Raw genomic sequence first — 26,269 nt, forward strand, 5'->3', positions numbered from 1 at the left:
TGGGGAGAGCTACTGGGCGATCAAGGGATAACAACGGCCATTCTAGACCGTCTCCTCCATCGTTCGGAGGTTATTCATTTAAATGGCAACAGCCACCGCATTAAACATCGAGAAACTTTGTTTCAAGTGAAAAGTGTTCAAAATTAATGAGCAGTATATGTTCAAAAAGACTTGACGGTGACACCATATCAATAGCCATTGTTTCAACAACTTCTGGAGGAATAAATTCTAAATGTTCTACAACTTTTAAACTTCGAAAATCATCTCCTGAAATATTATTTTCATCTAAATAATCTTGGTCCATTTTAGTATAGTTCCAATATCCACCATCTGACATGTTATAAGATAGATCATCAGGTGCTGCCGAAGCAGTTAAAGGGTTCAATAAAACCGTTGTAAGTAATGTACCAGGAATAATTAACTTCTTTTTCTTTGTGTTTTTTAGTGACAAATACAATTTTAAAAACCTCTTTTCTTAAGATTTATTCGTTTTATTGCTATATTTAATTGACAAGTGAAGTTTATCACTTAAGTCTAGTATAGCTGTCATTCCATAAAAAGGAATTATTACTATTTAATAGTAGTAATTTAACGTATCATTTTGATGATCATGAAAAAAGTACTTAATAAAAAGAGGAATAAGCAAGAAACGTAGTAAATAATAAAGGTGTTTTCCTCATCGTTCTGAATATGGGACGGGAGAACAGAACCACAATTTTTACCTACCATTAAAATTGTTTCTAGTATTGCTTTACTAACTATTTTCTTATTTAGAAAGCCGTTTAAGTAAGTTTCGAAAAGGAGAGGTTGGATTTTATTCGCTAATTCCAATGTGATCGCCAATGGAGACTTATTTAAGATTTTATCAAGAGAGATACAATGAAGAGCCAAGTCTCCTTGCTCTTTGGATTTAGTATTTTCTATAGCGATATAAGGGCAGGGGCTAGTTCATGGACAAGTACTGTAGAAAGAAGTGTGGTTTATAAATTGACAGTGGCACCCGGAGAAACTGGTAGAATGATGTTTCAACCTGAATACAATAGCACATGCGGGAATCTTTATGAATATTCTGATAGTTAAGGAGCACTAGTTGACTCTTTTAGCATTTAGGCAGACTTGCCTAATAAAACTTCTATTGGAGAACCTTATTGTACATATTATATTCAAGAACAATAAGTAGCTATAAGAGAGTGTAGTTGTAATTCACTACTCTCTCTTTTTTACATCTGTGCTATATTAAATAGATAGACAGGGAGGGGAAAATGTTTTATAGAATTATACCAACAGTTTTAGTTTTTTAATTATTACAGGCTGTAATCCGTCATATAATAGTAGTAACGATACACACGATTCTTTTGATAAAGCCATAGAGAGTTATATAGATGAACATCAAGTAGGGAAAAGCGTTGACTTATTAAAAACTCAAGGTGATCACTATTTGTTAGTAACGCAAACCTCAAATGGGGTATTTTTTGTGGGTCAAATACTAGAAGAAAATAATCAATATACTTATAAAAGGTTAGAATCTAAAGTCTCGTTAAATGATTCTAATTCTTCTGAAGATGAAACTTCAATGGAAGCTTCAATGCAAATTGAACTTGATGAAGAAAATTTAGAGTTTTTTATTCGGTCTTCAGACAAAGAAGACTATTATCAATTGCCTAATAATAAACCTTACTTTATTAAACTAGTTAGTAATGACATTTTAAAAAACAACGTCGTAAAATCTTTAGAAAATATATATACTTCCTAAGCTTTCAGCAAATTATTTTAAGTTATTTTAAAAGATGCCGTACATAGTATGTGCAAAAGGTTTTAAGGCAAATGGGTTGGAATGAGGTTCTTCAAGACTTCTATCAATGCGGATAAGGAAGAAAAAGTGACTATCCTTCTTATTAGATAGTCACTTGCGAAAAATAACAATTAATTATGTGCAAGAGCTATTTCGTCTTGCCATGGGCATTAACAATTATCTGATTGAAGGCGTTTCCATCACCGTTAAAACTACAGTCTGCAATGAATTGCAGCGGCGGGGGCTGCCACGCCATTCATGGGGATCGTGAATTGGCTTATCAAGGCGACCCGGAAACTGGTACACCGACGGATGGCAGCAAACGTTTGGTTGGTATATACCTGCTAACACGGTCTCTGGTATATCGGAGGAGTAAAAAGCTTCATCCTACACTAAAGTAATAAATGTGCAATTGGAGTGACGATGATTAACGTTAAGATGGTACGCTCGATCCATATAATAATCAACTTTGGAATGCTGATGGGAATATTCGTGGAAAGTATACATGGAATCATAGCTGAGAAGAACAATACAGCTGATACGGATAAACTTCCTATCACAAACTTAGTAATTAGAGGCGCATCTGCAACTAAGAGAGCTGGCAGGAACATCTCTGCAATTTCTATAGCTGAAGCTTTAGCAGCCAGCATTGGCTCAGGAAGTTGCATGGCCCAAGTGAATGGGTAGAAAATATAACCTACGATATCAAATACAGGAGTGAATTCTGCCAATATCAATCCGAGTAAACCGACGGACATGATGGATGGCAGGATAGCCATGGTCATAATAAATCCATCTTTTAGATTGTGCCAAATGTTCCTTCCAAGAGTAGGTGATTGCTTGGATGCTTCCATAGCTTGATGCCATGCTGCCTTAATACGGTTTTCTTTGATCACTTCTTCCGGATATCCTTCTTCGGTATAATAATCGTTACTGGTTTTGTTTAGGGGCCAGATACGTACAGTGATCGCAGTTACAAGAAAAGTCACAAAAAGGGTTACCCAAAAATAGGTGTTCCAGATTTCCATCAGACCAAGAGTTTTTGCCACAACAATCATAAAAGTCGCCGATACAGTCGAGAATCCCGTGGCGATGATCGTCGCTTCCTTGATGGTATATTTTCCTTCTTTAAACACACGGTTCGTAATCAACAGACCTATGGAATAACTTCCTACGAAAGAGGCTACTGCATCGACTGCGGAACGCCCTGGTGTTTTCCAAATCGGCCGCATGACAGGCTGCAGGAGGACACCAATAAACTCTAATAGCCCGTATCCCACTAGCAAAGTCAAGAATATGGCACCTAGCGGGACTAATAATCCTACGGGAATGACTAGATTTTCGAATAGAAATGGTCCCATATTTGGGTCAAACAGCCATGCAGGACCCGCATCGACAACAAGCATGACAGCTGTAATCACGCCAAGAATTTTAAAAATGGATAGTGTGATATTTACTCCATCCTTCTTCCAGGATTTGTTGATAAAAGGATATATCGCACCCAGAATAATCACAAGTAAGGCGTAGTAAGGAATAAGTTCAGGAAAAGCGGTCTGGAGAAATGTTACCATATGATCAAGTGGTATGGACGACCTTCCATCGATCGTGATGGGTATAAAAAATGTAAAAATCCCAATCAGGCTCATCACAAAGAACTTCCCCATGTTTCCTCTGTGCTTCGAATGCTTATCTGCAGACACAGTCGCTTTACTTTGTTCCATTATAATACCTCCAATTTCACAATAATCGGAAAATTTAACCTGATAATTCACCTCAAGTCCCATTGAAGGACCTGAGGTTATCTCATATTAATCGCGTTGACAATAACCGGTTAAAAATGAAAGCATCGTGTGGACAGCGGCTTTTACATGCATTTCACCTATATCCTTTCGCGGATCGAGACAGACTATGTCCATCGCCTTCACTTTTGGATGCTGTCCTGCCAATTGAACGGCATCGAATAACTCTGCAGTGTACATGCCGCCGGGGGTTGCTGCTGGAGCCGCTGGTCCATTCGTGATGTCGAGTACATCCATATCCACCGTCAAATAGATGGAGTCTACCTCCCCGTTCAATGTTTCTAAAGCTTTTTGTATGGTAGTTTTCATTCCATTTATCCGTGCTTGTTTCATCGTAGTATATTGGACACCTTTCTCATCTGCGAATACCTTCAACTCTTGTGAATTGAAAAAACCATGCAGACCGATGTTGTGAACATGCTTTCCTTTTACTACTCCTCCATCCAGTAATTGCCGGATCGGCGTGCCATTTGCCGGGCCAAGTGTAGAGGTATCCCGCAAATCAAAGTGAGTATCTAATTGAAGGATGCCTATTGTTTCATCCTTATGCGACTGCTTCCATCCTTTTACAAGCTGAGCCGTAATGGAGTGATCTCCACCGATAACGAGGGGAAGCGTGTGAGGATGATGCCGCCGCATCGCTGTCATTGCTTCGGTAATTCTCTCATGCGTATAGGCAATATCCGTGACATGCTGCTTTACATCACCAAGGTCGACGATCCTCAGCTGAGCCAGATCAATGTCTTCGTCCAGGTTATACGTACCAAACCCCTTCCATGCTTGACGTAAGGCATCGGGATTTTCACTGGCAGAGGATGAGCTTATCGATGACTTGGATAGTGGCACTCCAAGTAGTGTGACATCATAGTCAGACCAATTCGGCTTTGGATCATCCAGCGTCTCGATCCATTCATGTACTTTCAAATCTGATTTTGCTTCATGGCAGGTGTTCCAAACGAACTTGGGAGGATCTAACTGAGGGTATGGATAGCTGGTCATTGCAGCTGCCCCCCCACAACGACCGGTTTACCAGCTTTGATTACCGTATCAACATGGTTCATTCCATATTGATAAGACAACACCATGTAGTTCGGTACATCAAAAATAGTTACATCCCCACTTTTACCTTCCTCCAAGCTGCCAGCTTTTTTTGCAATTCCAATTGCATGTGCTGCATTGATCGTCGTCGCTGTCAGTACCTCTTCTGGAGTCATCCCCATCATTAAGCATCCTAAGTTCATGATGAATGGTAAGGAAATCGTTGGTGAAGAACCAGGGTTTGCATCTGTGGAGAGTGAGATAGGCACTCCCGCGTCAATCATTTTACGGCCACGGGCGAAATCCGCCATGAGAAAAAATGCGGTCCCAGGGAGCAGCACGCCGATGACACCCTGGTCAGCCATCGCATTAAGACCCTCATCAGAAGCCCGCAGCAGATGGTCGGCAGAGATCGCCCCTACCTCTGCAGCTAATTCAGCTCCTGCATACGGTTCAATTTCATCAGCATGAATTTTTGGAAGAAGTCCGTGACTTTTCCCAGCCTCGAGAATACGCCGAGATTGCTCTGGAGTAAAAACACCACGCTCACAAAAGACATCGTTAAACTTCGCCAGACCCTGCTTAGCGACTTCTGGAATCATCTCTTCAATGACTCGATCCACAAACGCGTCTGGATTCTTTTTCTCATCCATTGGAACGGCGTGAGCCCCCATGAAAGTGGAGACAATATCGATGTCATGACTTTCTTGAAGCTGTTTCGCTACCTTCAATTGCTTGAGTTCGTGTTCAAGTGTCAAACCATAGCCGCTCTTGGCTTCAACCGTAGTAACCCCATGCAGGAAAAACTTGTTCAAGCGATTATTAGATTCTTCGAAAAGCTGCTCGTGACTTGCAGCTTGTGTGGCACGAGTCGTGGCATGGATCCCTCCACCAGCGTCCATAATATCCATATAGGATTTGCCTTTGAGTCGCATGGCGTATTCGTTTTCCCTTGTTCCGGCATGAACAAGATGAGTGTGCGGGTCGATCAGACCTGGACTCACCACTTTACCAGCTGCGTTAATTTCTTTTATAGATCCAATTCGATCGCTATATTTTTCACGAAGCTCTGAATCAGGACCTACGGCAGCCACTTTCCCGTTCTCAATCAATACACTGCCGTTTTCAATGATCTGTAAATCAGACATCGCTTCTTTTGCCGCAGGTTTCTGCGAATGACCTGCCATAGTAATTAATTGTGCTGCGTTTGTTATAAATATAGATTGTTCCATTATTTCCCACCTCCCGGTTGGTTTAGCATCGGAATATGGACACCTTTCTCCCGGGCTGTTTTTTCTGCCAGCTCATAACCCGCATCCACATGGCGGGCGACTCCCATGCCTGGATCAGATGTCAAAACCCGCTCAAGACGTGCTTCTGCCTCCTTCGTTCCATCTGCCACAATCACCATTCCTGCATGAAGGGAGTAGCCCATGCCTACGCCCCCTCCATGGTGGACACTAACCCAGCTTGCTCCTCCCACGCTGTTAATCAATGCATTTAATATCGGCCAGTCTGCAACTGCATCACTGCCATCCTTCATGCCTTCCGTTTCACGGTTAGGAGATGCAACTGATCCTGAGTCCAAATGATCGCGGCCAATCACGATCGGTGCTTTCAATTCTCCCTTTGCCACCATATCGTTAATCAGTTTTCCAAACCTGGCACGCTCTCCATAACCTAACCAGCAGATTCGGGAGGGCAGTCCTTGAAAGCTGATTTTTTCTCGAGCCATCTGAATCCATTGGCACAAGTGTTCATTATCACTGAACTCCCTCAGGATGACTTCGTCCGTTTTATAGATATCCTCCGGATCCCCTGAAAGTGCCGCCCAGCGGAAAGGACCTTTGCCTTCACAAAATTGCGGGCGAATGTATGCTGGAACAAAACCAGGAAAATCAAAGGCTCTTTCTACACCTTCATCTTTTGCCACCTGGCGGATGTTATTTCCATAATCAAAGGTAACCGCTCCCTTTTCCATCATTTCAAGCATAGCCTTTACATGCTCTGCCATAGATACCTGTGACAAAGTGACGTATTTTTTCGAATCCTGTTTTCTTAGGAGGTCAGCTTCTTCCAGCGATAAACCTGATGGGACATATCCATTTAAAGGGTCATGGGCGGAAGTCTGATCCGTTAATACATCAGGAATAAATCCCTTAGAAATCATGTTGGGAAGAACTTCTGAGGCATTTCCAACAAGTCCTATCGATAATGGCTTTCCTTCCCTTTTGGCTTCTTGAGCTTTACGAATGGCTTCATCTATTGAATCTGTTTTGATATCTGTATAACGAGTTTCAATTCGACGGTCTATTCGTGTCTCATCCACTTCGATTGCGATACATACTCCACCGTTCATCGTAACCGCGAGGGGTTGAGCTCCACCCATTCCCCCAAGACCAGCCGTTACCGTAATCGTATTTTTTAGAGTGTGATTGAAATGTTGTTTGGCAATCTCAGCAAAGGTCTCATACGTTCCTTGGACAATTCCCTGAGAACCAATATATATCCAGCTTCCCGCGGTCATTTGTCCATACATCATGAGTCCTTTTTTATCTAACTCATGAAAGGTATCCCAATTGGCATACGCAGGTACAATATTCGAATTAGCTATAAGAACCCTTGGTGCATCTTTGTGTGATTTAAATACCGCCACAGGCTTACCTGATTGGACCAGCAGCGTCTCATCATCTTCAAGATCCTTTATCGAGCTAACAATGGCATCGAAGCATTCCCAGTTTCTCGCTGCTTTTCCAATTCCTCCATAAACTACGAGTTCTTCAGGCTTTTCTGCCACTTCCTGGTCTAAATTATTCATTAACATACGTAGTGCTGCTTCCTGCAGCCAGCCTTTCGTATTTAATTCCGATCCACGATAACGAACAACTTTATCATTATTTACCTGTACCATAATCATGGCCTCCCTTTAGCTATTTTCTTATTTTGAAATCTAGTGAAGCGCACCAATTTTTTCTTCCACGAGGGAAAGGATTTCTCCGGAATGGATTAAGTTTTTCAATATTTCTATGTCGGGATATAGATACTTGTCATCAGTTATTCTTGTGACGGATTCGGCGATTCTTTCCAGTACAGCTTGTGACGCAGAACCTGGAGTCAGGCTGCTTTCAATAAATGGATATGCATGATAAGCAGACAAAAGTTCAATGGCTAGAATATATTCTAGCTTATTCACTACTTCCCGCGCTTTTTTGGCTGCATTGTATCCCATCGCTACATAATCCTCCTGATCCGCACAAGTTGAAATGCTGTCAACGGTGGAAGGATGTGCTAATATTTTCATATCATTTAAAAGTCCTGCCTGGGAATACTGCGGGATCATTAATCCTGAATTCAGCCCAGAACTATGAACAAGGAAAGGCGGGTATCCTGAAAGATGAGAATTGATAAGACGATTGTTTCTTCGTTCAGACATCTTGGCAATGGACGTCACACCGATACAGGACGAATCCAGTTCTATCCCAATATAGGATGAGTCGCAGTTACTTCCCGAAATCGCACCACCCTCCTCTTCATCCGGCCATATAATTGGATTATCACAACATGCATTTATTTCTATTTCGAAAGTATACAATGCATCATATAGTGTTTTTTTCGCAGCTCCATGCAATTGAGGAATTGCCCTGATGGATAAGGCATCCTGTAAACGAAGATCGATCGATTGTTGAGCAATCATTGAATCCTCTAACATTCGTCTTACATTTGAGGCTGTATTTCTCTGTTGTTCATGCGGACGGACACTCATCAAACGGTCGTCTAATGCACGAGTCGTTCCTCTCAAAACTTCTAAAGACATGGCAGCAATGATATCTGCCGACTTGGCCGCCTTTATCATATCGTATAAGGCAAGGGCACCAATCCCTGTTGGGCTTGTTGTTCCGTTTATCAAAGCAAGCCCTTCTTTAGCTGCCAAATCGACTTGCTCTAATCCTACTTTATCGAGGGCTTCCTTCGAAGACATCAGCTCTCCCTGTACGTAGGCTTTTCCTTCCCCAAGCAGTACTAAGGCGATATGTGCTTCTACACTTAAGTAACCTACAGAGCCTTCCCTTGGAGCAAAAGGGGTGACCCCTCGATTTAGCAGTTCTCGATACATCTCAAGTGTACGGAGCTGCACTCCTGAATACCCTTGTCCTAAATTCTGCAGGACCATAAGCATAACAGCTCTTACGCATTCCTCTTCCAGAGGGTCACCGATGGATGCAGCGTGCGACAAAAGAATATTTTTTTGTAATTGTTTTGTTTGTTCCTCAGATACCTTCTGGGTAGATAGAGCTCCAAATCCTGTATTTACTCCATACATAGTGGTTCCTTCTTCCATCCGCTTGTTTATGAGGGTAAAGGAATGTTCCACTCGTTGACGATAGGAATCGGAAAATTCTACGTATGCACCATAACGTGCGACAGAGCCAAATTCTTCTAATGTTATCGTATGGCCCAGAGTCACATCTTTTAGTTGTTTACCTGTCATGCAGCTCCCCCTCCCTTTTCTATTTTTCAATTTTATCGATAAAGAACATTTTTACAGCGGAACAAACCTGAAGGACAAAAACAAAAAGTACGGCTGATCCACCTAACGCAGCTAAATATTTCACCCCATCGACCCCCTGCGCCCCTCCGGCGAAAGTAACCATTAAGAAGGCAATCGTTGCAATAGAGATGGCCCAAAGAAGCATTTTCCACTTTGCCGGCTCTTCATCATAGCGAATGTTGACAGTACATACTGTTGAGATAGCTCGAACCATTGAATCCGCTGCCGTGGCAAATGAAAGAATGAGAACAACCATTACGACAGGAATAATGACAGCCGCCAGCGGCAGGTTTGCTAAGAACGTCCATAGGCCTGCTACGGCTCCACTTTCTTCTATCGTCGAGACCAGGTCTACGGTATCGTTCTGCTGCCAATGTAAAGCTGTGCCACCAAATACCCCAAACCAAAGAATGCTGAACACAGCCGGCAAAATCCAATTGATCAACATAAACTGACGAATCGTTCGACCGTAAGAAATAATAGCGAGAAAGACCCCCATTAACGGGGCATAAGCAATCCAGATGGCCCAGTCATATAGAGTCCACCACATGACAAGCGCCTCTCCCCCCATCACACCAGGGTCGAGCCCCCATCCCCAGAAATTCTGAAGCCAGTATGAAAACCCAGCTGTGGTCGAGTTTAAAATGTATAAAGTTGGACCAATCACGATCATTACAGCAAGAAGGATATAAAAGACTGTGGCATTAATGCTGGACATCCGGCGAATTCCTTTATTTAACCCTTTTAATGCAGACACTGTAAACAATCCAGTCGTAATAACCGCGAGCATAAACCAGACAGCCGGCCCTTGTGGAATACCGTATGTCGTTGCAATTCCAGATCCTACTAATGCCAGTCCTGCTCCAAGTGAAGAGGCGAGACCAAGGGCTATCGCTAAAACCGCGAGCGTATCAATGATCCCAGGCCACACTCCCTTTGTGACTTTATTTCCAAATAGAGGAGTTAACGTTCCAGAAACGGATAATTCCTGCTTTCGGTTAAAATACATATAAGCGACTACTAAACCACTGAGTGAATACATCGCGTAAGGAATGAATGTCCAATTATATAGTGAACGGCCCATGGCAAAAAAGGCTGCCGTTGAGGTTCCTGGTTCGACACCAGTATTGGCCATTTCCCCGTAAATGTTACCGAAGTATATAATCGGTTCATTTACCCCATAAGTAATGACTCCTGTTGCAATGCCTCCCGTGAGTGCCATCGCAAACCAGGCGCGAAACGGAAATTTCGGTTTAGCTTCTTCCCCTCCCAAGCGAATGTTCCCTAATTTAGAAAACGTTACGATACTCACAATAATTAAGGCAACAATCGAGATGAATTGATAAAGCCATCCAAGCCCCTTTAAAGATCCGGTAAACCCATTCATTGCAATTTCAGTAAGCAATTCATTGTTGACAATTCCTAAAAACGCTCCTCCTCCGACAATCAGAAAAGCCGGAATAAAGACAGATTTTCTCGTTTTATTCTCAATCTGGAGGTCTGTACCGTGTTCCTTGTTAGTAGCCAGTGACATTTTACATTCATCCTCCTCTTCCGAGTGGCAGACCTTACCTCCCGCGTTTAAAAAAAGATAAAGAAGGAGAAGGAACAACCAGAAAGATAATGCTTTCATAGTCAGGTCCATATTTTTTACCTTCTTTATCTTAATCTCTTAAAAATTATAAAATATTGATTTTTCAAAAAATAGATAATAAATTTTTGAATTTCCTAAATTCCTTTCGAATATACTAATAATTTTCATTTATTTTAATTAATAATATAAATTATTTTATACTATTATATTTACTTACGATTTTTGTTATTTGTTTCTCATATATTCTCTAAATTCACGAGGAGCCATGGTGGTAATCTCTTTAAATAGCTTTGTAAAATAACTTGGATTACGGAATCCTACTTGTTCAGCAATTTCTCTAATTGAAAGTTGAGTTCCAGTCAACAATTGTTTTGCTTCTTCCACACGCTTTAGCGCTAATTGCTGCCGAAAAGGGATTCCCTGCTTTTTCATTAATAAATGACTAAAATATGCTGGACTTCTACCGACCGCATCTGCCACATGTTTAAGAGTTAAGTCAGGATTAGAGTAGTGATTTTCAATATAAAGAATTCCTCTCTCAATTACATCCTTCCTAGAAAACACCTCTCCCGTATTCGAACGATCAAGCAGCTCATATAGAAAAAGAAGCATTTCTTGAACAATTCGATACAAAACGCGATTATATAAAATTTCTGAAAAAATTCTCATATAATGCTCTTCCATTTCTCCCTGATCAAGCTGATAGATTTTCATAAACCTTCTAACTTGAGCCAGAATGCTTGTCAGCCTTATTCTTAGCTTTTCTGGGTTTGGAAAGGGCGTTTCCATTTGTAAAAACTCTTGATGCATTCGATTTTTTATCTTTTGTTTATCAAAACTATTTAGCATTTCTACCCATTCGCGTTGTTCCACTGACGTTAGGAAGGGATCCATCTCATACCATGCGTCGTAGGTTTCGTTAGGCAGGATCACTTGGCTGTAGCCAATAAAAAACGTGATTTCTAATAACCTTCTGGCTGATAGATACATATCATGTATCGTTTTGTGTATATAGTCAGGTGGAATAATTACTGCAGCCAGCGGATCAATATGCGTGGCTTCCCAGTCTTTTAAAATTTTCCAGGCCTCTTCTCTTAAGTGCTGGGTAGGTTTTCGGAACATACAAATTACCATATCTGATAAAGGAAGTAATATGGGGGGATCTCGAAACGGAAAGTACTTTGAAAACTTATGTAAATCTGCTAGATTTTTATTATTTTCCGGATATAACAGCATTAACCCGATTTCCCCGTTGTTTAAATCCCGGTCTAAAAACAGGGATCGGTAGGAGTACTCCTCCTCATCCTTACCTACTGAAACGACAGGATTACTTTCACGTTTCGAAATAAGGGACAAAGCCATCCTCACACTTTGATTAATATTTACTGGATCCAGTGGTTTAACAAGTAAATCTGCACATCCTAATTCAATTGCCTGTTTCGCACGTTCAAATGTTGCTTCTGCCGTAACCGCAATGGTTTTTGGAGAAATCTTTTTTATATTCCTTGTCACTAAGGACCAGTTTTCATTTGAAATCATATCAAGCTCCAGATACAGCAGCTCAGGTGTTTCTTTTTCAAGTAATGTCACTGTTTCCTTAACTGTATGTGCAATGAAAACCTCATTAATGGGAATTGAGTAGGTAGAAATCAACCATTCAATTGCAATACTTTCATCTTTGTCTCTTTCTGCTATTACTATTTTCAAAGCTGTCACCACCTTTTGTTTATTAGATACTATTTAAGTGAATCTTGCTCCTTTGTCCATCTTTATATACAATTTGAACACCTGCAATACCATAAATGGCTTGCCCAATGAATCAACTAACGTGAAGGAACCCTATTTTTATAAACTATACACCAGTCCTTGCAAACCCAAAAGGAAGAAAAAACGACTATCGTCTTATTAGATAGTCGCTCGCTACACCGATATGACCGCTTGCGAATATTGATCCTGCTGCACTGACCTGGTTATTGAAACAGCTTAAAGAGGCAGAAGCGCATCATCGCTTCCACCTCAACATTGGAATTAGAACAACCTTCATTAAAGGGGAGTAGCTACATTAGTTCTCTTCCTGCCTCCCCGGTCATGCATCTTTGCCAAATGTGGCTCCCCCGTCTATATACAGCGGCGATCCCATCATAAATTTTGATTCATCCGAGGCCAAATAAAGAGCCGCCATCGCTGCGTCAATTGGTTTGCCTATTTCGCCGCTCAGCTGTCTCGATTTAATTTTATTTAAAGCTTCCTCTACATTTTCGTAAGCATTTTTTAAATAGTTTTCCACAAACGGAGTAAATATTGTCCCAGGCAGCAGTGCGTTTACTCGAATTTGATAAGGGGCATAATCCACCTGCATTGCTTTGGTCATTGCCAGCACGGCTCCTTTGGTAGCGGAATAAGCCACTCTCTTCGATAAACCAATTTCTGCTGCACAGGATGACATATTAATGATGCTGCCCGTCTTTCTTTCCATCATGAATGGGATAAAACTCTTCGTCATAAGAAAGACACCTTTAATATTTACGTTCATTAGTTTATCCCAGTCTTTTTCGGAGACTTCGTGAAGGGCTCCAATATTACTAATGCCCGCATTATTAAAAAGCACATCGATTTTATCAAATCTTTTTAAAAAAATCCTTTTCATTTCTTCCACAGAAGAAGACGACGTCACATCTCCCTGTATAAAATATGCCTTCCCGCCGGCCTGCGTAATTTCTTCCACTGTCTTTTGGCCGCCTTCTGCGTCAATGTCATTTACTACGACGCCTGCTCCTTCCTCGGCAAATAACAAAGCTGTGCACCGCCCAATACCCGAACCGGCACCAGTGATAAGTGCTGTCTTATCTTTCAGCCTCATCGTCATCCCCCTTCCTTTTGATCCGAATCTTTTTACTTCACGAGCCCCAGAAGTTCTGGAGTATTCCGATGAACGATCGCTTCTATTTCGCTATTTAGAATTCGGGGCATATTCGTTCCTTCAACTAAATGATTTATTTGATAGAGGGATTCCTTCGTTTCTTCACTTGTAAAAAAGGGATAGTCCGATCCAAATAATATTTTATTTAACACCCCGTATTCTTTTGCCAGCACCATAGCGTTATAATACTGCCAGCTTCTTGTGCCTAACGCGGATAAATCCATATACATGTTTGTGTTTTTTCGAACAACTGAAATACACTCACCAATCCACGGATGTCCCATATGGGCAATAATCATTTTTAAGTGTGGAAATTCCCTCGCGATAGGATCTAATGCCGCAGGACGGGATGCTTCCAGAAAGCCTTCCGGAATAAACGAGGTGCCCTGGTGCCATAAAATAGGGATATTCAATTCAGCTGCTTTTGCATATAAAGGAAAATGCTTTTTACCATCCGGATAGAAATTTTGATAAAAAGGAGCCAGCTTCAACCCCTTCAGTCCCAGCTCTTTTACGGCATACTCTAAAAGAGACGGTGCGTTCCATTTATTTGGATCCACACTGGCAAACCCAAAAAGTTTATCCAGAAATTTCGATGTATATTCTGCAACGTATTCATTAGGAACGATCATCCCTGTTGCAGGTGCATCAAATGCCAGCACAATCGCTCCTACACACTTTTTGACGCATTCATAATTTTCCTCCGGCAGAGCTTTCATCTCATATTTTTCTCCCCAAACTCTTTTTACAGCTTCCAGAGCGGCTCCTCCAACATGTCCTGGCCCAAACACATGCGTATGGCAATCAAACATGTTTTTACCTCACCTCTTTCGGAATTAAGAAATCAAAATCACACCCTTGATCGGCCTGCAGAACACTTCGTTCAAACAGCAGCCCGTACCCTCGTTCATAGTGATAATCCGGCTGCTTCCATTCCTTAAGTCGCTGATTAATTTCCTGATCACTAAGGTGAAGATGCAAAAGTTTTTTTACGATATCAAGTTCTATCTCGTCTCCATCTTTAATAATGGCGAGAGGACCGCCTTCAGCTGCTTCTGGAGTGACATGAACGATTAATGTTCCGTAAGAAGTACCGCTGATGCGTCCGTCTGAAATTCTCACCATGTCTCTGACTCCTTTTTCCAGAAGCTTCTGAGGAATAGGTATTTGTCCGACTTCAGGCATTCCAGGCGCTCCCTTCGGCCCAACATTTCTGAGTATCAACACACTGTTTTCGTCCACTTTAAGTCCTTCATCGTCAATACGTGCGTACATATCGTCAAGACTGTCAAAAACGACCGCAGCGCCACGGTGTTTTTTTAATCGGTCTGTGACTGCGGTCTGTTTAATTAGTGCTCCACGAGGAGAAATGTTTCCATTTAGGACAGCGATGCCTCCGCGGCCCTCGATTGGATTTTCCAGACTTGTAATAACATCCGTCCGGAGAACTTTCGCCTCGTTTATATTTTCTGAAACGGTGTGCCCCGTTACTGTCAAGCAGTTCGTATGTAGCAGAGGTTTTAATACAGACAGTAAAGCAGGTACGCCTCCTGCTTCAAAATACTCCTCCATTAAATAATCTCCTGATGGTTTGAGATTTAACAAAAAAGGCGTGTTTTCGCTTATTTCTTCAAATGTACGAAGTGATAAAGCGATTCCTAATCGGCCGGCTATGGCAATTAAATGAATAATGGCATTGGTGGAACCACCGCTTGCCATCGTGACACAAATGGCATTTTCTATTGCTTCTTTTGTCATGATATCTCTCGGCTTCAACTGCTTTTTTACTACTTCAACAATTTGTTTTCCTGTCTTTTCAGCTATGTGTTTTCTTCTGGAGTCGACGGCTGGAATGGAAGCACATCCTGGAAGCGTCATTCCCAATGCCTCCGCAATCGAAGCCATTGTACTGGCTGTTCCCATCACATTACAGTGACCATCGCTTCTACAGAAAGCGTCTTCAATTTCCATTATTTCATCATTCGATATATTTCCTGCTTTATGCTCTAAATGGAAGCGATAGCAGTCTGTACATGCTCCGACATCTGCATTGTCATATCGTCCGTTTAACATCGGTCCGCCTGTGAGAACAATTGACGGGACATTGGCACTTGCTGCAGCCATGAGCTGAGCAGGAATGGTTTTATCACACCCCCCCAACAGTACAACTCCATCTATTTGATGTGCTTTTATCATCTCTTCTGTATCCATCGCAGCCAGATTCCGCAGAAGCATCGTTGTCGGTTTAACATATGGTTCTCCAAGTGAAATCGTAGGGAATTCCAATGGAAGCCCGCCTGCCTGCCACACCCCTCGTTTTACATAGTCAGCCAGTTCATTAAAATTAGCGTGACACTTGTTCAATTCGCTGTGAGTGTTGCAAATGCCAATTACCGGCTTTTGGAGATCTTCATTGGTATACCCCATTGATTTTGTGAAGGAACGATGGATGAACCCCCAAAAACCAGGATCAGAAAAAAACGATTTTCCACGCTGTTCGTCATTACCCATAACGAGACCCCCTTTTTTTATAACTCACTGGCATTCGCCAAATGTCCGCCATCCACTACAAGCGTACTCCCGGTTACATATGAAGACTCATCTGAAGCTAAAAACAATGCGCAGTTTGCTACTTCTTCTATTGTTCCAAGTCTTTTCATCGGCGTTCTATTGGTCAGGTCAAGCGGTTCTTCACTTTCTTTTTTTAAATTTTGATCTAATGGAGTATCTATAAATCCCGGGGCAATCACGTTTACTCGGATATTAAACGGAGCAAGCTCAACGGCCATCGACTGGGATAGTAACACGATACCTCCTTTGGAAGCATTGTAGTGACTAAGCATACTGCTCCCCGCCAGCCCATTTTTGGAGGACATATTAATAATCGAACCAGCAATCTGCGTTTCTTTCATTTTTTTAGAAATGTACTGGGAAACGGTGAACATGGCTGTTAAATTCACGTCGATAATTTGTCTCCACCTGCTTACCTCCGTATCCAGAAAAGCTTCTCTAACCGCGATACCTGCATTATTAAATAAAATATCTATGCCGCCTGAATACTCCCAGATATTATCTAACGTTTCATATAGTGAACCTTCTTCTGTCAGGTCACAGACGAAGGTTTCGCAGCGGCCTTGCTGGTTGTTTAACTGTGCCCCCGCTTTCTCCAATTCCTCTTCACGCATATCAACTATGAAAACGTCGGCCCCCTCCCGCAGAAACAGATTGGCAGTTCCATATCCAATACCTCTGGCTCCACCTGTAATGAGTACTTTCTTATTTATTAACCGCATAGGTTCTTCCTTTCTTTACCATGTTCGAATATCAGGTACGTTGACAGGAAGCCCTCCGCCCGCGATCGATTCCTCTGATAATAGCCCGGGGAGGGTCATATTTAATGACTTCTTTATATTCACTCTGGGCTCTTTATTGCCCAGAATGCTTCCTATAAAATCCTTAATCATAAAATAATCTGCACCCCAATGATTGGATTCTTGAGTAGATTCGGGGTGATTCGTGTACTCTGCAAGAAGAAACTCCGGGTAAAACGAAGTTAAAGGCAGCCATTCATTTTCATTTTTCGCGTAATCTTCGAGCCAGACTCTATGAATATCATAAGCTGACCGCGGGGACTCATAGCAGCCTTTCGTTCCCTGCAAAGTGTAATACGCCATGTTATGCGGCCTTTTCGAGGAGACATCGAACCTGATATTTATTAAGGCATCCTTCACCGTTCTGCACATCATCGTCGTCGAATCGTCCATTTTATTTTCAGGATTCGTGCGTGCTCCGGTGCCAAAACAACTAACAACTCGGACTTCTTCATTTATCCATTCCAAGACCGGACCTAAACTATGAGTACCGTAAGTCAAACCTCTTTTTCCGCCCATGAATTTTTTTCTCCAGGTCGGAGTTCCATCCTCTTCATGGTGTAGCTCGGCAATGTTGTGGAGATATTCCCCTTCAGCGTAATAAACCTCTCCAAAAACCCCTTTTTCGACCATGTTTTTAACCGCAATATTTTCTCTAATATAAAGATAATTTTCCGCCATCATATAAAACGCTTTACTCTCCTTCGCTGCTTGGTAAAGGTTCATGCATTCTCGTATATTTGTTGCCGCAGTCACTTCTGAAAGGACATGAACATGATGATTTAATGCCTGGATGGACTGCTCGGCATGAAATGGAAGGGGGGACGCTATAAATACGACATCCAGACCCGACTCTATGAAAGGCTGAAATTCTTTAAAGGTACTCTCCACAAAATACTCTGCTTGAAATTGCTCCAGTGCTTCAGGTTTAGGATCCATTACGGCTGTAACCTGAACCTCTTCGAATTTAATAAACTCTTTATATATTTGTGTGCCTCTGCTCGTACCCCCTGCTGAATACCCCAACCCGGCAATGCCGACTTTCAATTTTTTCATCTTTTCACCCCCCGGATTTTTATTTTCCAGTACCTGCAGTGATCCCTCCGACTATATACCTTTGCGTAATAATAAAAATAATGACAACTGGCAGCGAAGAAATAACGGAAATTGCCATTAGATCTCCCCACCGGGTCCCGAACTGTCCAGAAAATTCTCTCATGCCCAGCGTAATGGTCCATAAATTATTATCCTTTAATAACGTCAACGCATATAAAAACTCTCCCCAGGCCAATACAAAGCTGAACGCAGCACACGTGAAAAGTCCAGGCTTTACTAAAGGAAGAATGACAGAATAAAACGCCCTCCATTTCGAACAGCCGTCTAATAAAGCAGCCTCTTCTAAATCAGATGGAATGTAAAGGTAATACGTCCGCAAAATTAAAATAACGAAAGGCAGAGAGAGGGTCATATTGGCAATAATAATTCCAATATAAGAATTCAATAATTGAAACTGTGAAAACAAAGAGTACAGGGGAAGAGCAAGCATGTTACTCGGAAACATTTGAATCACTAATATAAACAATATCAAAATGATCAGTCCATACAGCTTTTTTCTAGCTAATGCGTAAGCTGCCGGGGCTGCTAGCAATAAGTTTCCGAATGTTACACCAATCGCTATAATGAAGCTGTTCTTAAAATAAGTCATGAGAGGATAATCCCTGTTAAAAATGTTTGCATACGATTCAAAGCTGATATCTGCCGGAAAAATATTAGTATTTCCCAGCAGCTGGCCGCTTGGCCTTAATGAAGATAAAACCATCCAGTACATCGGAAACAAAAATATGACAACAATGAATAAACCGAGCACCGACAAGCCCCATTTTTTATTTTTCAATCTATGACACTCTCCTTTCTAATCAAGTAAAGGTACAGAAGAGAAATCGAAGCGATAATTAAAAGCGATATATTCGACAACGCCGCTCCTTCTCCAAATCTGTGCAGAGTGAAAGACAAATCGTATGCAAGATACGGAACTACTTGAGAGCTATTGGCTGGCCCTCCTGCTGTCATTATGTAAATCACATCAAATACTTTAAATGTGTAAATAACCCCAAGCATAATTAAAATTGAAAGTGTGGGCTTCATCATTGGAAACGTAATATAGATAAACTGCTTTAGTTTATTAGCACCATCAATTCTAGCTGCCTCGTACACTGATTTAGGCAACCCTTGCAGGCCTCCCAGTAAAATGACCATACTAAATGGAATGCTCAGCCACACGTTGGCAATAATGACACTGATCAATGAGGTGCCCGTGTCAGACAACCAGCGGACAGGCTCGGAAATAAGACCTGCATTTAACAGCATTTCGTTTATAATGCCGTATTCTGCATCAAGCATCCATTTAAAAATTGTTCCAGTAATAATAATAGGAGTCATCCACGCGACTAACAAAACGGCCCTCATCCATTTATGTCCAGGAAACGGCTGGTTGAAAAAGAGAGCCAGACAAAAGCCAAAAAAAGTGGAAAGCACGAGGGTGGCCAGGGTGAACAGCAGCGAATTGGTGAGTGCTTTAATAAATAACGGATCTGTCAAAACGGTGGTATAATTGTCCATTCCAATAAATAGTTGATCTCCCTGAATTAAATTTCTGATAGTGATATCTCTAAAACTCAAATTGATGTTGTACAAAACAGGGTATATAAGAAACAAACTCAAAAAGACAATAGCAGGCAATATAAACGAATAGTCATGAAATTTTCTAAGAACTAGATCAATCAATTTCATCAATGGAATCGCCTCCTATTGAGTGCAGCATGGTCCTATCTGGCATCGAATAGGACCTGGCTGCGTTTATATCAGTTACTCACTATCCTCAATTTCATCTGCCTGCCTCTGTGCGTCCTGAAGCGCATCTTCTATACTAGCTGAACCAGTCAGAACATTCTGCAGGGTCGTATAAACTATGCTGTTATAATCTCCGTGGTTTTGGCCCCACTCGTAACCTTTAGATGTTTGAATAATATTCGATATAACTTTACGTGATTCATCTTCCTGAAAGTACGGATCTTCAAAGACATCTTCCATTACAGGAAACTGCTGATCATCGATAACATATTCTTTATGAACCTCAGGACTTAAAAACCACTCGATAAACTCCCACGCCTCATCCTTGTTAGCTTCATCCGTAATCGAAATGCTCTCTCCCCCTACCAGAGAAGTACTTTCTTCATCCTTTGGAATTTCTGCAAGTGCCCAGTTTAAATCTGGTGCTTCTTCTTCAATAATGGGTATGTCCCAAGGACCGCCTATACTCATCGCTGCTCTCTCATTGGCAAAGTCCATTGTCACATCCTGCAAACTTTTATTAATTACTTCTTCCGACATGGAACCATCCTCTATCAGATCAGTCCACAGCTGCAAGGCTTTCTCCCCGCCGGCGGAATCGATCGAGTTAATGGTTTCCCCGGTTGTTAAAAGAAATGGATACCATGAAGCGGTCCCCTGCTGAGAGTTATGTGCGGAAGCCGCGAATCCTGCCATCGAATCTGTTGTTGCTTCCGCTGCTGCATCCCTCAACTCATCCCATGTTTCCGGAGGAGTCTCTACTACATCGGTATTATAAAACATGGCAATCGCATTTGTTTTAATTGGGAGACCGTAATAACTTCCATCAAGCTGATGAATATCTTGAATTCCTTCAGGGATACTATCTAAATATTCCCACTCATCAGTATAGGAGGTCATATCGATAAGCGCTCCGGATTCACCGTAATATTGAACCTCATTGATTCCTCCGATAACCATGTCCGGGGATTGACCGCCCGATGTTGCTACAAGAAGTTGATTCGATAACTCTTCGTATGGGACGAAGGTAAGCTCGATATCTACATTTTCATTTTCTTCATTAAATTTGTTAACATATTCTGTTAAAACCCTTTCATTTCCTTCTACAAAGTAATGCCAAAGCTCTAGAGTAGCGGTTTCCCCTCCGCTATTTTCATCCGTCCCATCAGCATTGCTTCCTGCTTCTGATTCCGTATTATCCTCGCCCCCGCATGCCGTCAGAAGACTCATCATAAGCACAAAAGTAATGAAACTACCCCAGTTTTTTACCCGGCTCATTTTTCCCCTCCTTCAATAATTTTATAAACAGTGTTTAATATAATAGATACTTAATATTCAGAATTTAATACCTAAACCTATAAAACACCATATTTATCATAAATATCCTTTAAATATCCACCTGCAAGTAATTCATCCCTGGTCGAATTTTCTCTTTTCACTTTATCTAATGAAAGCTCAACTACTTGATCAAATAATTGATTTGGTATTACCACAACCCCGTCGATGTCAGCAAATACAAAGTCGCCGGGCTGTACTATGACTCCTCCACAATTTACAAGACAATCATAATTTAAAACGATCCCCCGACCTTTAGAATCGACTGGCTTTCTGCCTGTAGCATACACAGGAAAATCAAGATCCAGTATCTTCTGCGTATCCCTGACAAACCCATCAATGACAGCTCCATTTGCTCCTCTAACTTTCGATGCTGTTGATAAAAGTTCTCCCCACATGCCATTTTGTTTAGATTGATTGGTCGATGCTACCACAACTTCATCCGGCACTATACTGTCAATCGCTTCGATTTCTTTTCCATATGGATCGTCCGGGATGTAGTCGACATCTACAGCCAATATTGTTTTAGCTCTTCCTACAATGATATCGCCCTCTTTTAATGAGGTAATGTCTTCTCTCATCACTTGATTTCTAAAACCAAGATCATCCAGACTGTCACTAATTACGGCTGAATACAGTTTTTCTTTCATTTTCAAGAATACATTCTCACTCTTCTGCATAAGCAATCCTCCTTCAATCAATATTTTGAACAATGTTCTATATACAAAAAATATAGCCCATCATCAGCATAATTGTCAAGAAATTATTTGTATTAATTTCTTCAATTTTGATATACTTGAAAGTAGTTAAGTCTTTATTTAATAGGGGATGATAGAGTTGACTACAAAAAAAGAATACACCGTACCAGCATTGGACAAAGCAATTACTATTTTGAACGCTTTATCGAATACTAAAAAAATGACTGTGTCAGAGATCCATAAGCAGCTTAACATCCCTAAGTCAACGGTTTTCGTCATATTAAACACATTGGAGAAAAATAATTTCATTGAAAAAACTAATGATGGAAAATTCAGCCTTGGCCACGCCATCTTTCATCTAGGAATGAGCTACTATAGAAATGCTGACATTCGTAACGTTGCCAAGCCTTATATGGAGCTGCTTATTAAAGATACATCTTTTTCATGTCATCTGGCCGTCCTTGTCGACGACCAACCCGTTTATATCGAGAAAGTAAAGAGCGACAGTTTCGTGCAGTTCGCCACACAAATTGGGGACACACTGCCATTACATCTATCAGGAGTAGGAAAAGCGTTAGCATCCGGCATGAATAAAGAAGAGATTAAAAATGCGGTGAAAGATAAACTTGAAGCATTTACAGCTAAAAGCTATACAACAGTAGAGGAAGTATTAGAAGACATTGAGGACGTGCGCATCATGGGCTACGCTATAGAAGACGAACAAATGGAAGAAGGCATACGATGTATTGGGGCTCCCATTCTAGATAACACAGGCAAAGTAATCGCGGCGATAAGCATCACTTCATTGGTAAAAGATTTACCTGTAGCCAAAATTCCTATCTTTGGAGAAAAAGTACGTGACACAGCACAAAAAATATCAATTGAGCTTGGTTACAATGTAGAGGAACGTTAACGCCTATTAAATATATCGCAAAAGATCCCATACTCTCAGTTAGAACATAAGAATCTGCCCCTTGCATATTCAATAAATAAAATAATCCATCCTTGAGATACTCAGCTTAAAGGATGGATTATTCTTGTCAGCAGCCGATCTCCTTTGGGGAAACCAGTATATTATATTGGCCGTCCGTGTTACAGCACTGGCGCCTTCTAACATTTAGAAAATAGAAAGTTTGTCATGGCAAAAATCTGTAACCGACTCCCCAGATCGTTTCAATAAATTTTTGACGGTGGGGTGCAGTTTCTATTTTTTCACGTATCCTTCGTATATGTACGGTAATCGTAGAGTTATCACCTATCGCATCAAGGCCCCAGATCCGTTCAAACAGTTCGTCTTTGTTGAATACTCTGTTAGGATGCGCAGCTAAAAATACTAAGAGGTCATATTCTTTAGCGGTTAATGTTTTTTCTTCTCCGTGTAGAAAAACGCGCCGGGATGCCTGGTCGATGCGAAGGCCTTTGATGCTGATTTCACGCACGGAGTTTTCACGCTGCACAAGCCTTTTATATCTTGAAAGATGAGCTTTAACGCGGGCAACTAATTCGTTCGGGCTGAATGGCTTTACGATATAGTCATCCGCCCCGATGCCGAGACCCCGAATCTTATCGATGTCGTCCGTTTTAGCAGTAATCATGAGTATTGGGATTTCCGTCTTTTTTCGCAGCTGTCTACAGATTTCAAAACCATTCATGATTGGAAGCATTAAATCTAATAGAATAAGATCATAATTATCTGATTCAGCTTTCTGAAGGCCAGCTTCTCCATCAGCCTCGATATCAATCTCGAAGCCATTCATTTCAAGATAGTCCCGTTCTAGCTGGGCGATACTTTCATCATCCTCGATAATCAAAATCCGATCCATGCCGCTCCACCTCTTCCTCCCACTGATTTAACGTGAATATAACACTCGTTCCTTCCCGCTCTTTGCTTTCCACCCAAATGCGCCCGTTATGTGCTTCGATAATCTTCTTCGCTATCGCAAGTCCTAGTCCACTCCCTCCCACCACTGAGCTGCGTGATGGATCAGCCCTATAAAATTGGTCAAACACATGTGGCAGATGCCTGGCCGGGATCCCTGGTCCATTGTCTTTTATTGTTACCTCGAGATTCATTTCTATTTTCTTCAATACGATTGTAAGTTTTCTTTCGCTCGAATTCATATACTTTAAGCTGTTTTGAATGATATTTCGTACAGCCCTGCTCAACTGCTCTCTGTCTGCTTTTGCATGGTACGTATCCTCTGCTCTCGTCTGCAGGGAAGCTTCTAAAGCTGGCTGATCGAAGCGGATATCCGCGAGAAGGTCTTGGAAGTAAAGGGACAGGTCGACTTTTGCAAATTGAAAAGGAACACGGTTTACATCCAGGCGTGAGTAGAGAAAAAGTTCATCAATTAAATGCTCCATTTCTAATGTCTTTTTTTCGATCGTCTGTACATAACGCTCCATTCTTTCTGGAGTATCAGCCACACCATCACGAATACCAGCTACGTAACCCTTTATGGAGGTAATAGGTGTCTTTAAGTCATGTGAAATGCTTGCAATTAATTCCTGTCGGTTTTCTTCATATTTTCTCTGGATACCCTCAGCTTCCTTCAGCTTTTTTCTCATTTCATTAAAGTTTTCGGACAGCTCTCCGATTTCATCGCTGCGCTCTGACTTTATCTCAAAATCAAGATTTCCTCCGGCTATTTGCCGTGAGGCGTCTGAGAGCTTCCTAACAGGGGAAAGTATGCTTTTCGATACATAGTAGGTTAAAAGTCCATTTGTCAAAATCAATATTAGGATCAAGCCGGCAAAACGCAGCCTCGTAAATATTTCCACTCGATTGTTTGGGCCGATATCAAGCAGTCGAAACAGCAGAACCCCTAAGAAAATCTCCATTATAAACAAAGCGAGAATCGGCAGCAGAACCATCCCTATATTGGAGAGAATCAGCCGCTTTCTTATAGACATCTATTCCACCTCTTTCTATGATCAGAATACGTTAGATTCCCTAGGATTGTCGCCAGGTCCACCAGGCGAAAATCTTAGCTTTTCTTGTATTTTAAACCTTTCATAAGATGAAGGTACCGAGAAGAAAGATGATTTAAGAAATATTTAAGAAAGTAGAAAGAATTCGTTTAGAAACACTTTATAGAATAGCAGTAGTAAATGAATTTAGGAGTGAATTTCATGAGTTTCCAACCGAATTGGCCACTAATTATATTTCTTGCATGTACCGCATTACTGCGCCCACTGTTAAGCATGACAGGGGCACTTGAAGCTATCGGTCAGCCTCAAGCCAGTATCATAATAACAATTTTAATTACAGTCGTGTGGATCATTGCTGCCTCGAAAAAATCGTCCCATCCGATAAGAACTCTTATGCTTACAGGATTTTGCTATGGTGTTTTGGCGATTCTCATAAGCGCGATAATGTCACCAATGATCACCGGCACATTGCAGGGACCGTTAAAGAATCCGTTTGCCGTTGTCAGTGTGCTTATCACAAATATAGTCTGGGGTCTTGCTGCTGGAGTTATTGCGTCTCTAGCAAGGAGAGCAGAATAAAATTATGAAGGAGCTTGTAAAAATGAAAAAGAAAACTGCATTTACTTTCCTTTTATCTCATCTATGGATTCAATGGATTATGCTGGGCAGCATACTGCTTGATACCTTTATGGTGTATCCAAATATATTCTATGATATCCCCAATTCCTTTGAAACAGCTTTAGATTTTATGGCGGTTGCGAGCCCCGGAACTTTTTTTCCAACGCTTGGCCTGTTAAGCATCGTTAGTGGAATATTCGCTGCTCTATTCTCCTGGAGTACTAAATCTGCACGATATTGGGTAATGGGCAGCGTGGTAATGATTCTATGCGAAGGCCTCGTATCCATGATATTTGAGTGGCCACGCAATGAAATTATGTTTATCGAGGGAGATGCTGTACATTCCGTAGCATTTCTTATACAAACGGCCCGCGAATTTTTGATCGTCCATGGCTTTCGTGTTGCCTTTAATATTATAGGATCAATTTTAATATTTGTAGGGTTTTTAAAATATTATCGACAGCATTTGTTGCAGGGCTGACATAAGATTAGAGAAGCATTTCTTTATAAAATAAAAAACCCCGCCTCCTCTAGAAGGAAGCGGCTTTTGCAAAGGCGGTAATTAATCTGTTGGTCTTTTTTTCTTCAACGATTTCCGAAGAATGTTCTTTAATCTTTCTCCAGAATAACAAGGGAAGATACCATCGGCACCAATCCAACGGGACTCTGAGATACGACCTTCCACCCCTCTTCAAGAAGTTGATTTAATTCACTTACGTTATTCTTTTTGTCAGATTGATAATGAATTGTGATTGCTTTTTGCATCATGCACCT

General features: G+C 41.4%; 26 protein-coding genes. 5 read left to right on the plus strand and 21 right to left on the minus strand.

The window, feature by feature from the left end:
* Window positions 1-147 (plus strand): ATP-binding protein (locus tag ACE4RR_RS13935; RefSeq protein ID WP_375536138.1); only part of this gene is annotated, 147 nt, incomplete at its 5' end.
* Here the strand turns inward: ACE4RR_RS13935 and ACE4RR_RS13940 are convergent.
* Together ACE4RR_RS13940 and ACE4RR_RS13945 are read right to left on the minus strand one after the other, a co-directional pair.
* The gene (locus ACE4RR_RS13940) at window positions 101-457 is read right to left on the minus strand and encodes a hypothetical protein (protein WP_375536041.1); all 357 of its coding nucleotides are present in this window, start codon (window positions 455-457) and stop codon (window positions 101-103) included. The two genes, ACE4RR_RS13935 and ACE4RR_RS13940, sit on opposite strands and share 47 nt — an antisense overlap.
* A gap of 131 nt (window positions 458-588) precedes the next feature.
* Window positions 589-930, minus strand: a complete 342-nt coding sequence (locus ACE4RR_RS13945) for a hypothetical protein (protein ID WP_375536139.1) — start codon at window positions 928-930, stop codon at window positions 589-591.
* A gap of 508 nt (window positions 931-1,438) precedes the next feature.
* Here ACE4RR_RS13945 and ACE4RR_RS13950 point away from each other — a divergent pair.
* Window positions 1,439-1,753 carry a hypothetical protein gene (locus tag ACE4RR_RS13950; RefSeq protein WP_375536042.1) on the plus strand — a complete coding sequence of 105 codons (315 nt, stop codon included), beginning with the start codon at window positions 1,439-1,441 and terminating at the stop codon, window positions 1,751-1,753.
* Window positions 1,754-2,184: 431 nt separating this feature from the next.
* Here ACE4RR_RS13950 and ACE4RR_RS13955 read toward each other — a convergent pair whose 3' ends face one another.
* From ACE4RR_RS13955 to ACE4RR_RS14030, 16 genes are all read right to left on the minus strand, one after another.
* Window positions 2,185-3,456, minus strand: a complete 1,272-nt coding sequence (locus tag ACE4RR_RS13955; RefSeq protein WP_375536140.1) for a YjiH family protein — start codon at window positions 3,454-3,456, stop codon at window positions 2,185-2,187.
* Window positions 3,457-3,600: 144 nt separating this feature from the next.
* A complete protein-coding gene (locus ACE4RR_RS13960) occupies window positions 3,601-4,590 on the minus strand; it encodes an agmatinase family protein (RefSeq protein ID WP_375536043.1) in 990 nt (329 codons plus the stop codon).
* A complete protein-coding gene (gene hutI, locus ACE4RR_RS13965; protein WP_375536044.1) occupies window positions 4,587-5,861 on the minus strand; it encodes an imidazolonepropionase in 1,275 nt (424 codons plus the stop codon). Before hutI ends, ACE4RR_RS13960 begins: the two co-directional genes overlap by 4 nt.
* Window positions 5,861-7,540 carry a urocanate hydratase gene (gene hutU, locus ACE4RR_RS13970; RefSeq protein WP_375536045.1) on the minus strand — a complete coding sequence of 560 codons (1,680 nt, stop codon included), beginning with the start codon at window positions 7,538-7,540 and terminating at the stop codon, window positions 5,861-5,863. Before hutU ends, hutI begins: the two co-directional genes overlap by 1 nt.
* Window positions 7,541-7,579: 39 nt before the next feature.
* Window positions 7,580-9,118, minus strand: a complete 1,539-nt coding sequence (locus tag ACE4RR_RS13975; protein WP_375536046.1) for an HAL/PAL/TAL family ammonia-lyase — start codon at window positions 9,116-9,118, stop codon at window positions 7,580-7,582.
* 19 nt (window positions 9,119-9,137) lie between these two features.
* Complete coding sequence (locus ACE4RR_RS13980) at window positions 9,138-10,712, minus strand: BCCT family transporter (RefSeq protein WP_375536047.1); 1,575 nt, start codon at window positions 10,710-10,712, stop codon at window positions 9,138-9,140.
* Window positions 10,713-10,997: 285 nt separating this feature from the next.
* Window positions 10,998-12,488 (minus strand): helix-turn-helix domain-containing protein, encoded by a 1,491-nt coding sequence (locus ACE4RR_RS13985; RefSeq protein ID WP_375536048.1) that lies wholly within the window; start codon window positions 12,486-12,488, stop codon window positions 10,998-11,000.
* Between the two features lie 370 nt (window positions 12,489-12,858).
* On the minus strand, window positions 12,859-13,632 hold the full coding sequence (locus ACE4RR_RS13990) for an SDR family NAD(P)-dependent oxidoreductase (RefSeq protein ID WP_375536049.1): 774 nt from the start codon (window positions 13,630-13,632) through the stop codon (window positions 12,859-12,861).
* A 32-nt stretch (window positions 13,633-13,664) separates the two neighbouring features.
* A complete protein-coding gene (locus ACE4RR_RS13995; protein ID WP_375536050.1) occupies window positions 13,665-14,504 on the minus strand; it encodes an amidohydrolase family protein in 840 nt (279 codons plus the stop codon).
* Between the two features lie 4 nt (window positions 14,505-14,508).
* Entirely contained in the window at window positions 14,509-16,203 is a 1,695-nt protein-coding gene (locus ACE4RR_RS14000) for an IlvD/Edd family dehydratase (RefSeq protein WP_375536051.1), read from the minus strand.
* 17 nt (window positions 16,204-16,220) lie between these two features.
* Window positions 16,221-16,985: an SDR family NAD(P)-dependent oxidoreductase gene (locus ACE4RR_RS14005; RefSeq protein ID WP_375536052.1), complete on the minus strand. Its 765-nt coding sequence runs from the start codon at window positions 16,983-16,985 to the stop codon at window positions 16,221-16,223.
* 15 nt (window positions 16,986-17,000) lie between these two features.
* A complete protein-coding gene (locus tag ACE4RR_RS14010) occupies window positions 17,001-18,119 on the minus strand; it encodes a Gfo/Idh/MocA family protein (RefSeq protein ID WP_375536053.1) in 1,119 nt (372 codons plus the stop codon).
* A gap of 19 nt (window positions 18,120-18,138) precedes the next feature.
* A complete protein-coding gene (locus tag ACE4RR_RS14015; RefSeq protein ID WP_375536054.1) occupies window positions 18,139-18,957 on the minus strand; it encodes a carbohydrate ABC transporter permease in 819 nt (272 codons plus the stop codon).
* Window positions 18,954-19,853 (minus strand): carbohydrate ABC transporter permease, encoded by a 900-nt coding sequence (locus ACE4RR_RS14020; RefSeq protein WP_375536141.1) that lies wholly within the window; start codon window positions 19,851-19,853, stop codon window positions 18,954-18,956. The genes ACE4RR_RS14015 and ACE4RR_RS14020 overlap by 4 nt, the downstream gene beginning before the upstream one ends.
* A 75-nt stretch (window positions 19,854-19,928) precedes the next feature.
* A complete protein-coding gene (locus ACE4RR_RS14025) occupies window positions 19,929-21,191 on the minus strand; it encodes an ABC transporter substrate-binding protein (RefSeq protein WP_375536055.1) in 1,263 nt (420 codons plus the stop codon).
* 77 nt (window positions 21,192-21,268) lie between these two features.
* Window positions 21,269-21,928: an RraA family protein gene (locus tag ACE4RR_RS14030; RefSeq protein ID WP_375536056.1), complete on the minus strand. Its 660-nt coding sequence runs from the start codon at window positions 21,926-21,928 to the stop codon at window positions 21,269-21,271.
* A gap of 157 nt (window positions 21,929-22,085) precedes the next feature.
* On the opposite strand from ACE4RR_RS14030, the gene ACE4RR_RS14035 reads away from it, so the two are divergent.
* Window positions 22,086-22,859 carry an IclR family transcriptional regulator gene (locus ACE4RR_RS14035; RefSeq protein WP_375536057.1) on the plus strand — a complete coding sequence of 258 codons (774 nt, stop codon included), beginning with the start codon at window positions 22,086-22,088 and terminating at the stop codon, window positions 22,857-22,859.
* A gap of 223 nt (window positions 22,860-23,082) precedes the next feature.
* Here ACE4RR_RS14035 and ACE4RR_RS14040 read toward each other — a convergent pair whose 3' ends face one another.
* Window positions 23,083-23,769: a response regulator transcription factor gene (locus ACE4RR_RS14040; RefSeq protein WP_375536058.1), complete on the minus strand. Its 687-nt coding sequence runs from the start codon at window positions 23,767-23,769 to the stop codon at window positions 23,083-23,085.
* Entirely contained in the window at window positions 23,741-24,859 is a 1,119-nt protein-coding gene (locus tag ACE4RR_RS14045) for a sensor histidine kinase (protein WP_375536059.1), read from the minus strand. Before ACE4RR_RS14045 ends, ACE4RR_RS14040 begins: the two co-directional genes overlap by 29 nt.
* A gap of 219 nt (window positions 24,860-25,078) precedes the next feature.
* Here ACE4RR_RS14045 and ACE4RR_RS14050 point away from each other — a divergent pair, with 219 nt between their 5' ends.
* Window positions 25,079-25,456 (plus strand): hypothetical protein, encoded by a 378-nt coding sequence (locus ACE4RR_RS14050; protein ID WP_375536060.1) that lies wholly within the window; start codon window positions 25,079-25,081, stop codon window positions 25,454-25,456.
* A gap of 22 nt (window positions 25,457-25,478) precedes the next feature.
* Window positions 25,479-25,976 (plus strand): hypothetical protein, encoded by a 498-nt coding sequence (locus tag ACE4RR_RS14055; protein WP_375536061.1) that lies wholly within the window; start codon window positions 25,479-25,481, stop codon window positions 25,974-25,976.
* A 128-nt stretch (window positions 25,977-26,104) separates the two neighbouring features.
* On the opposite strand, the gene ACE4RR_RS14060 is transcribed toward ACE4RR_RS14055, so the two are convergent.
* Complete coding sequence (locus ACE4RR_RS14060) at window positions 26,105-26,260, minus strand: hypothetical protein (RefSeq protein ID WP_375536062.1); 156 nt, start codon at window positions 26,258-26,260, stop codon at window positions 26,105-26,107.
* Window positions 26,261-26,269: the final 9 nt, after the last annotated feature.

The organism is Alteribacillus sp. HJP-4, from assembly GCF_042139015.1.
Taxonomy (GTDB): domain Bacteria; phylum Bacillota; class Bacilli; order Bacillales; family Marinococcaceae; genus JBHIKY01.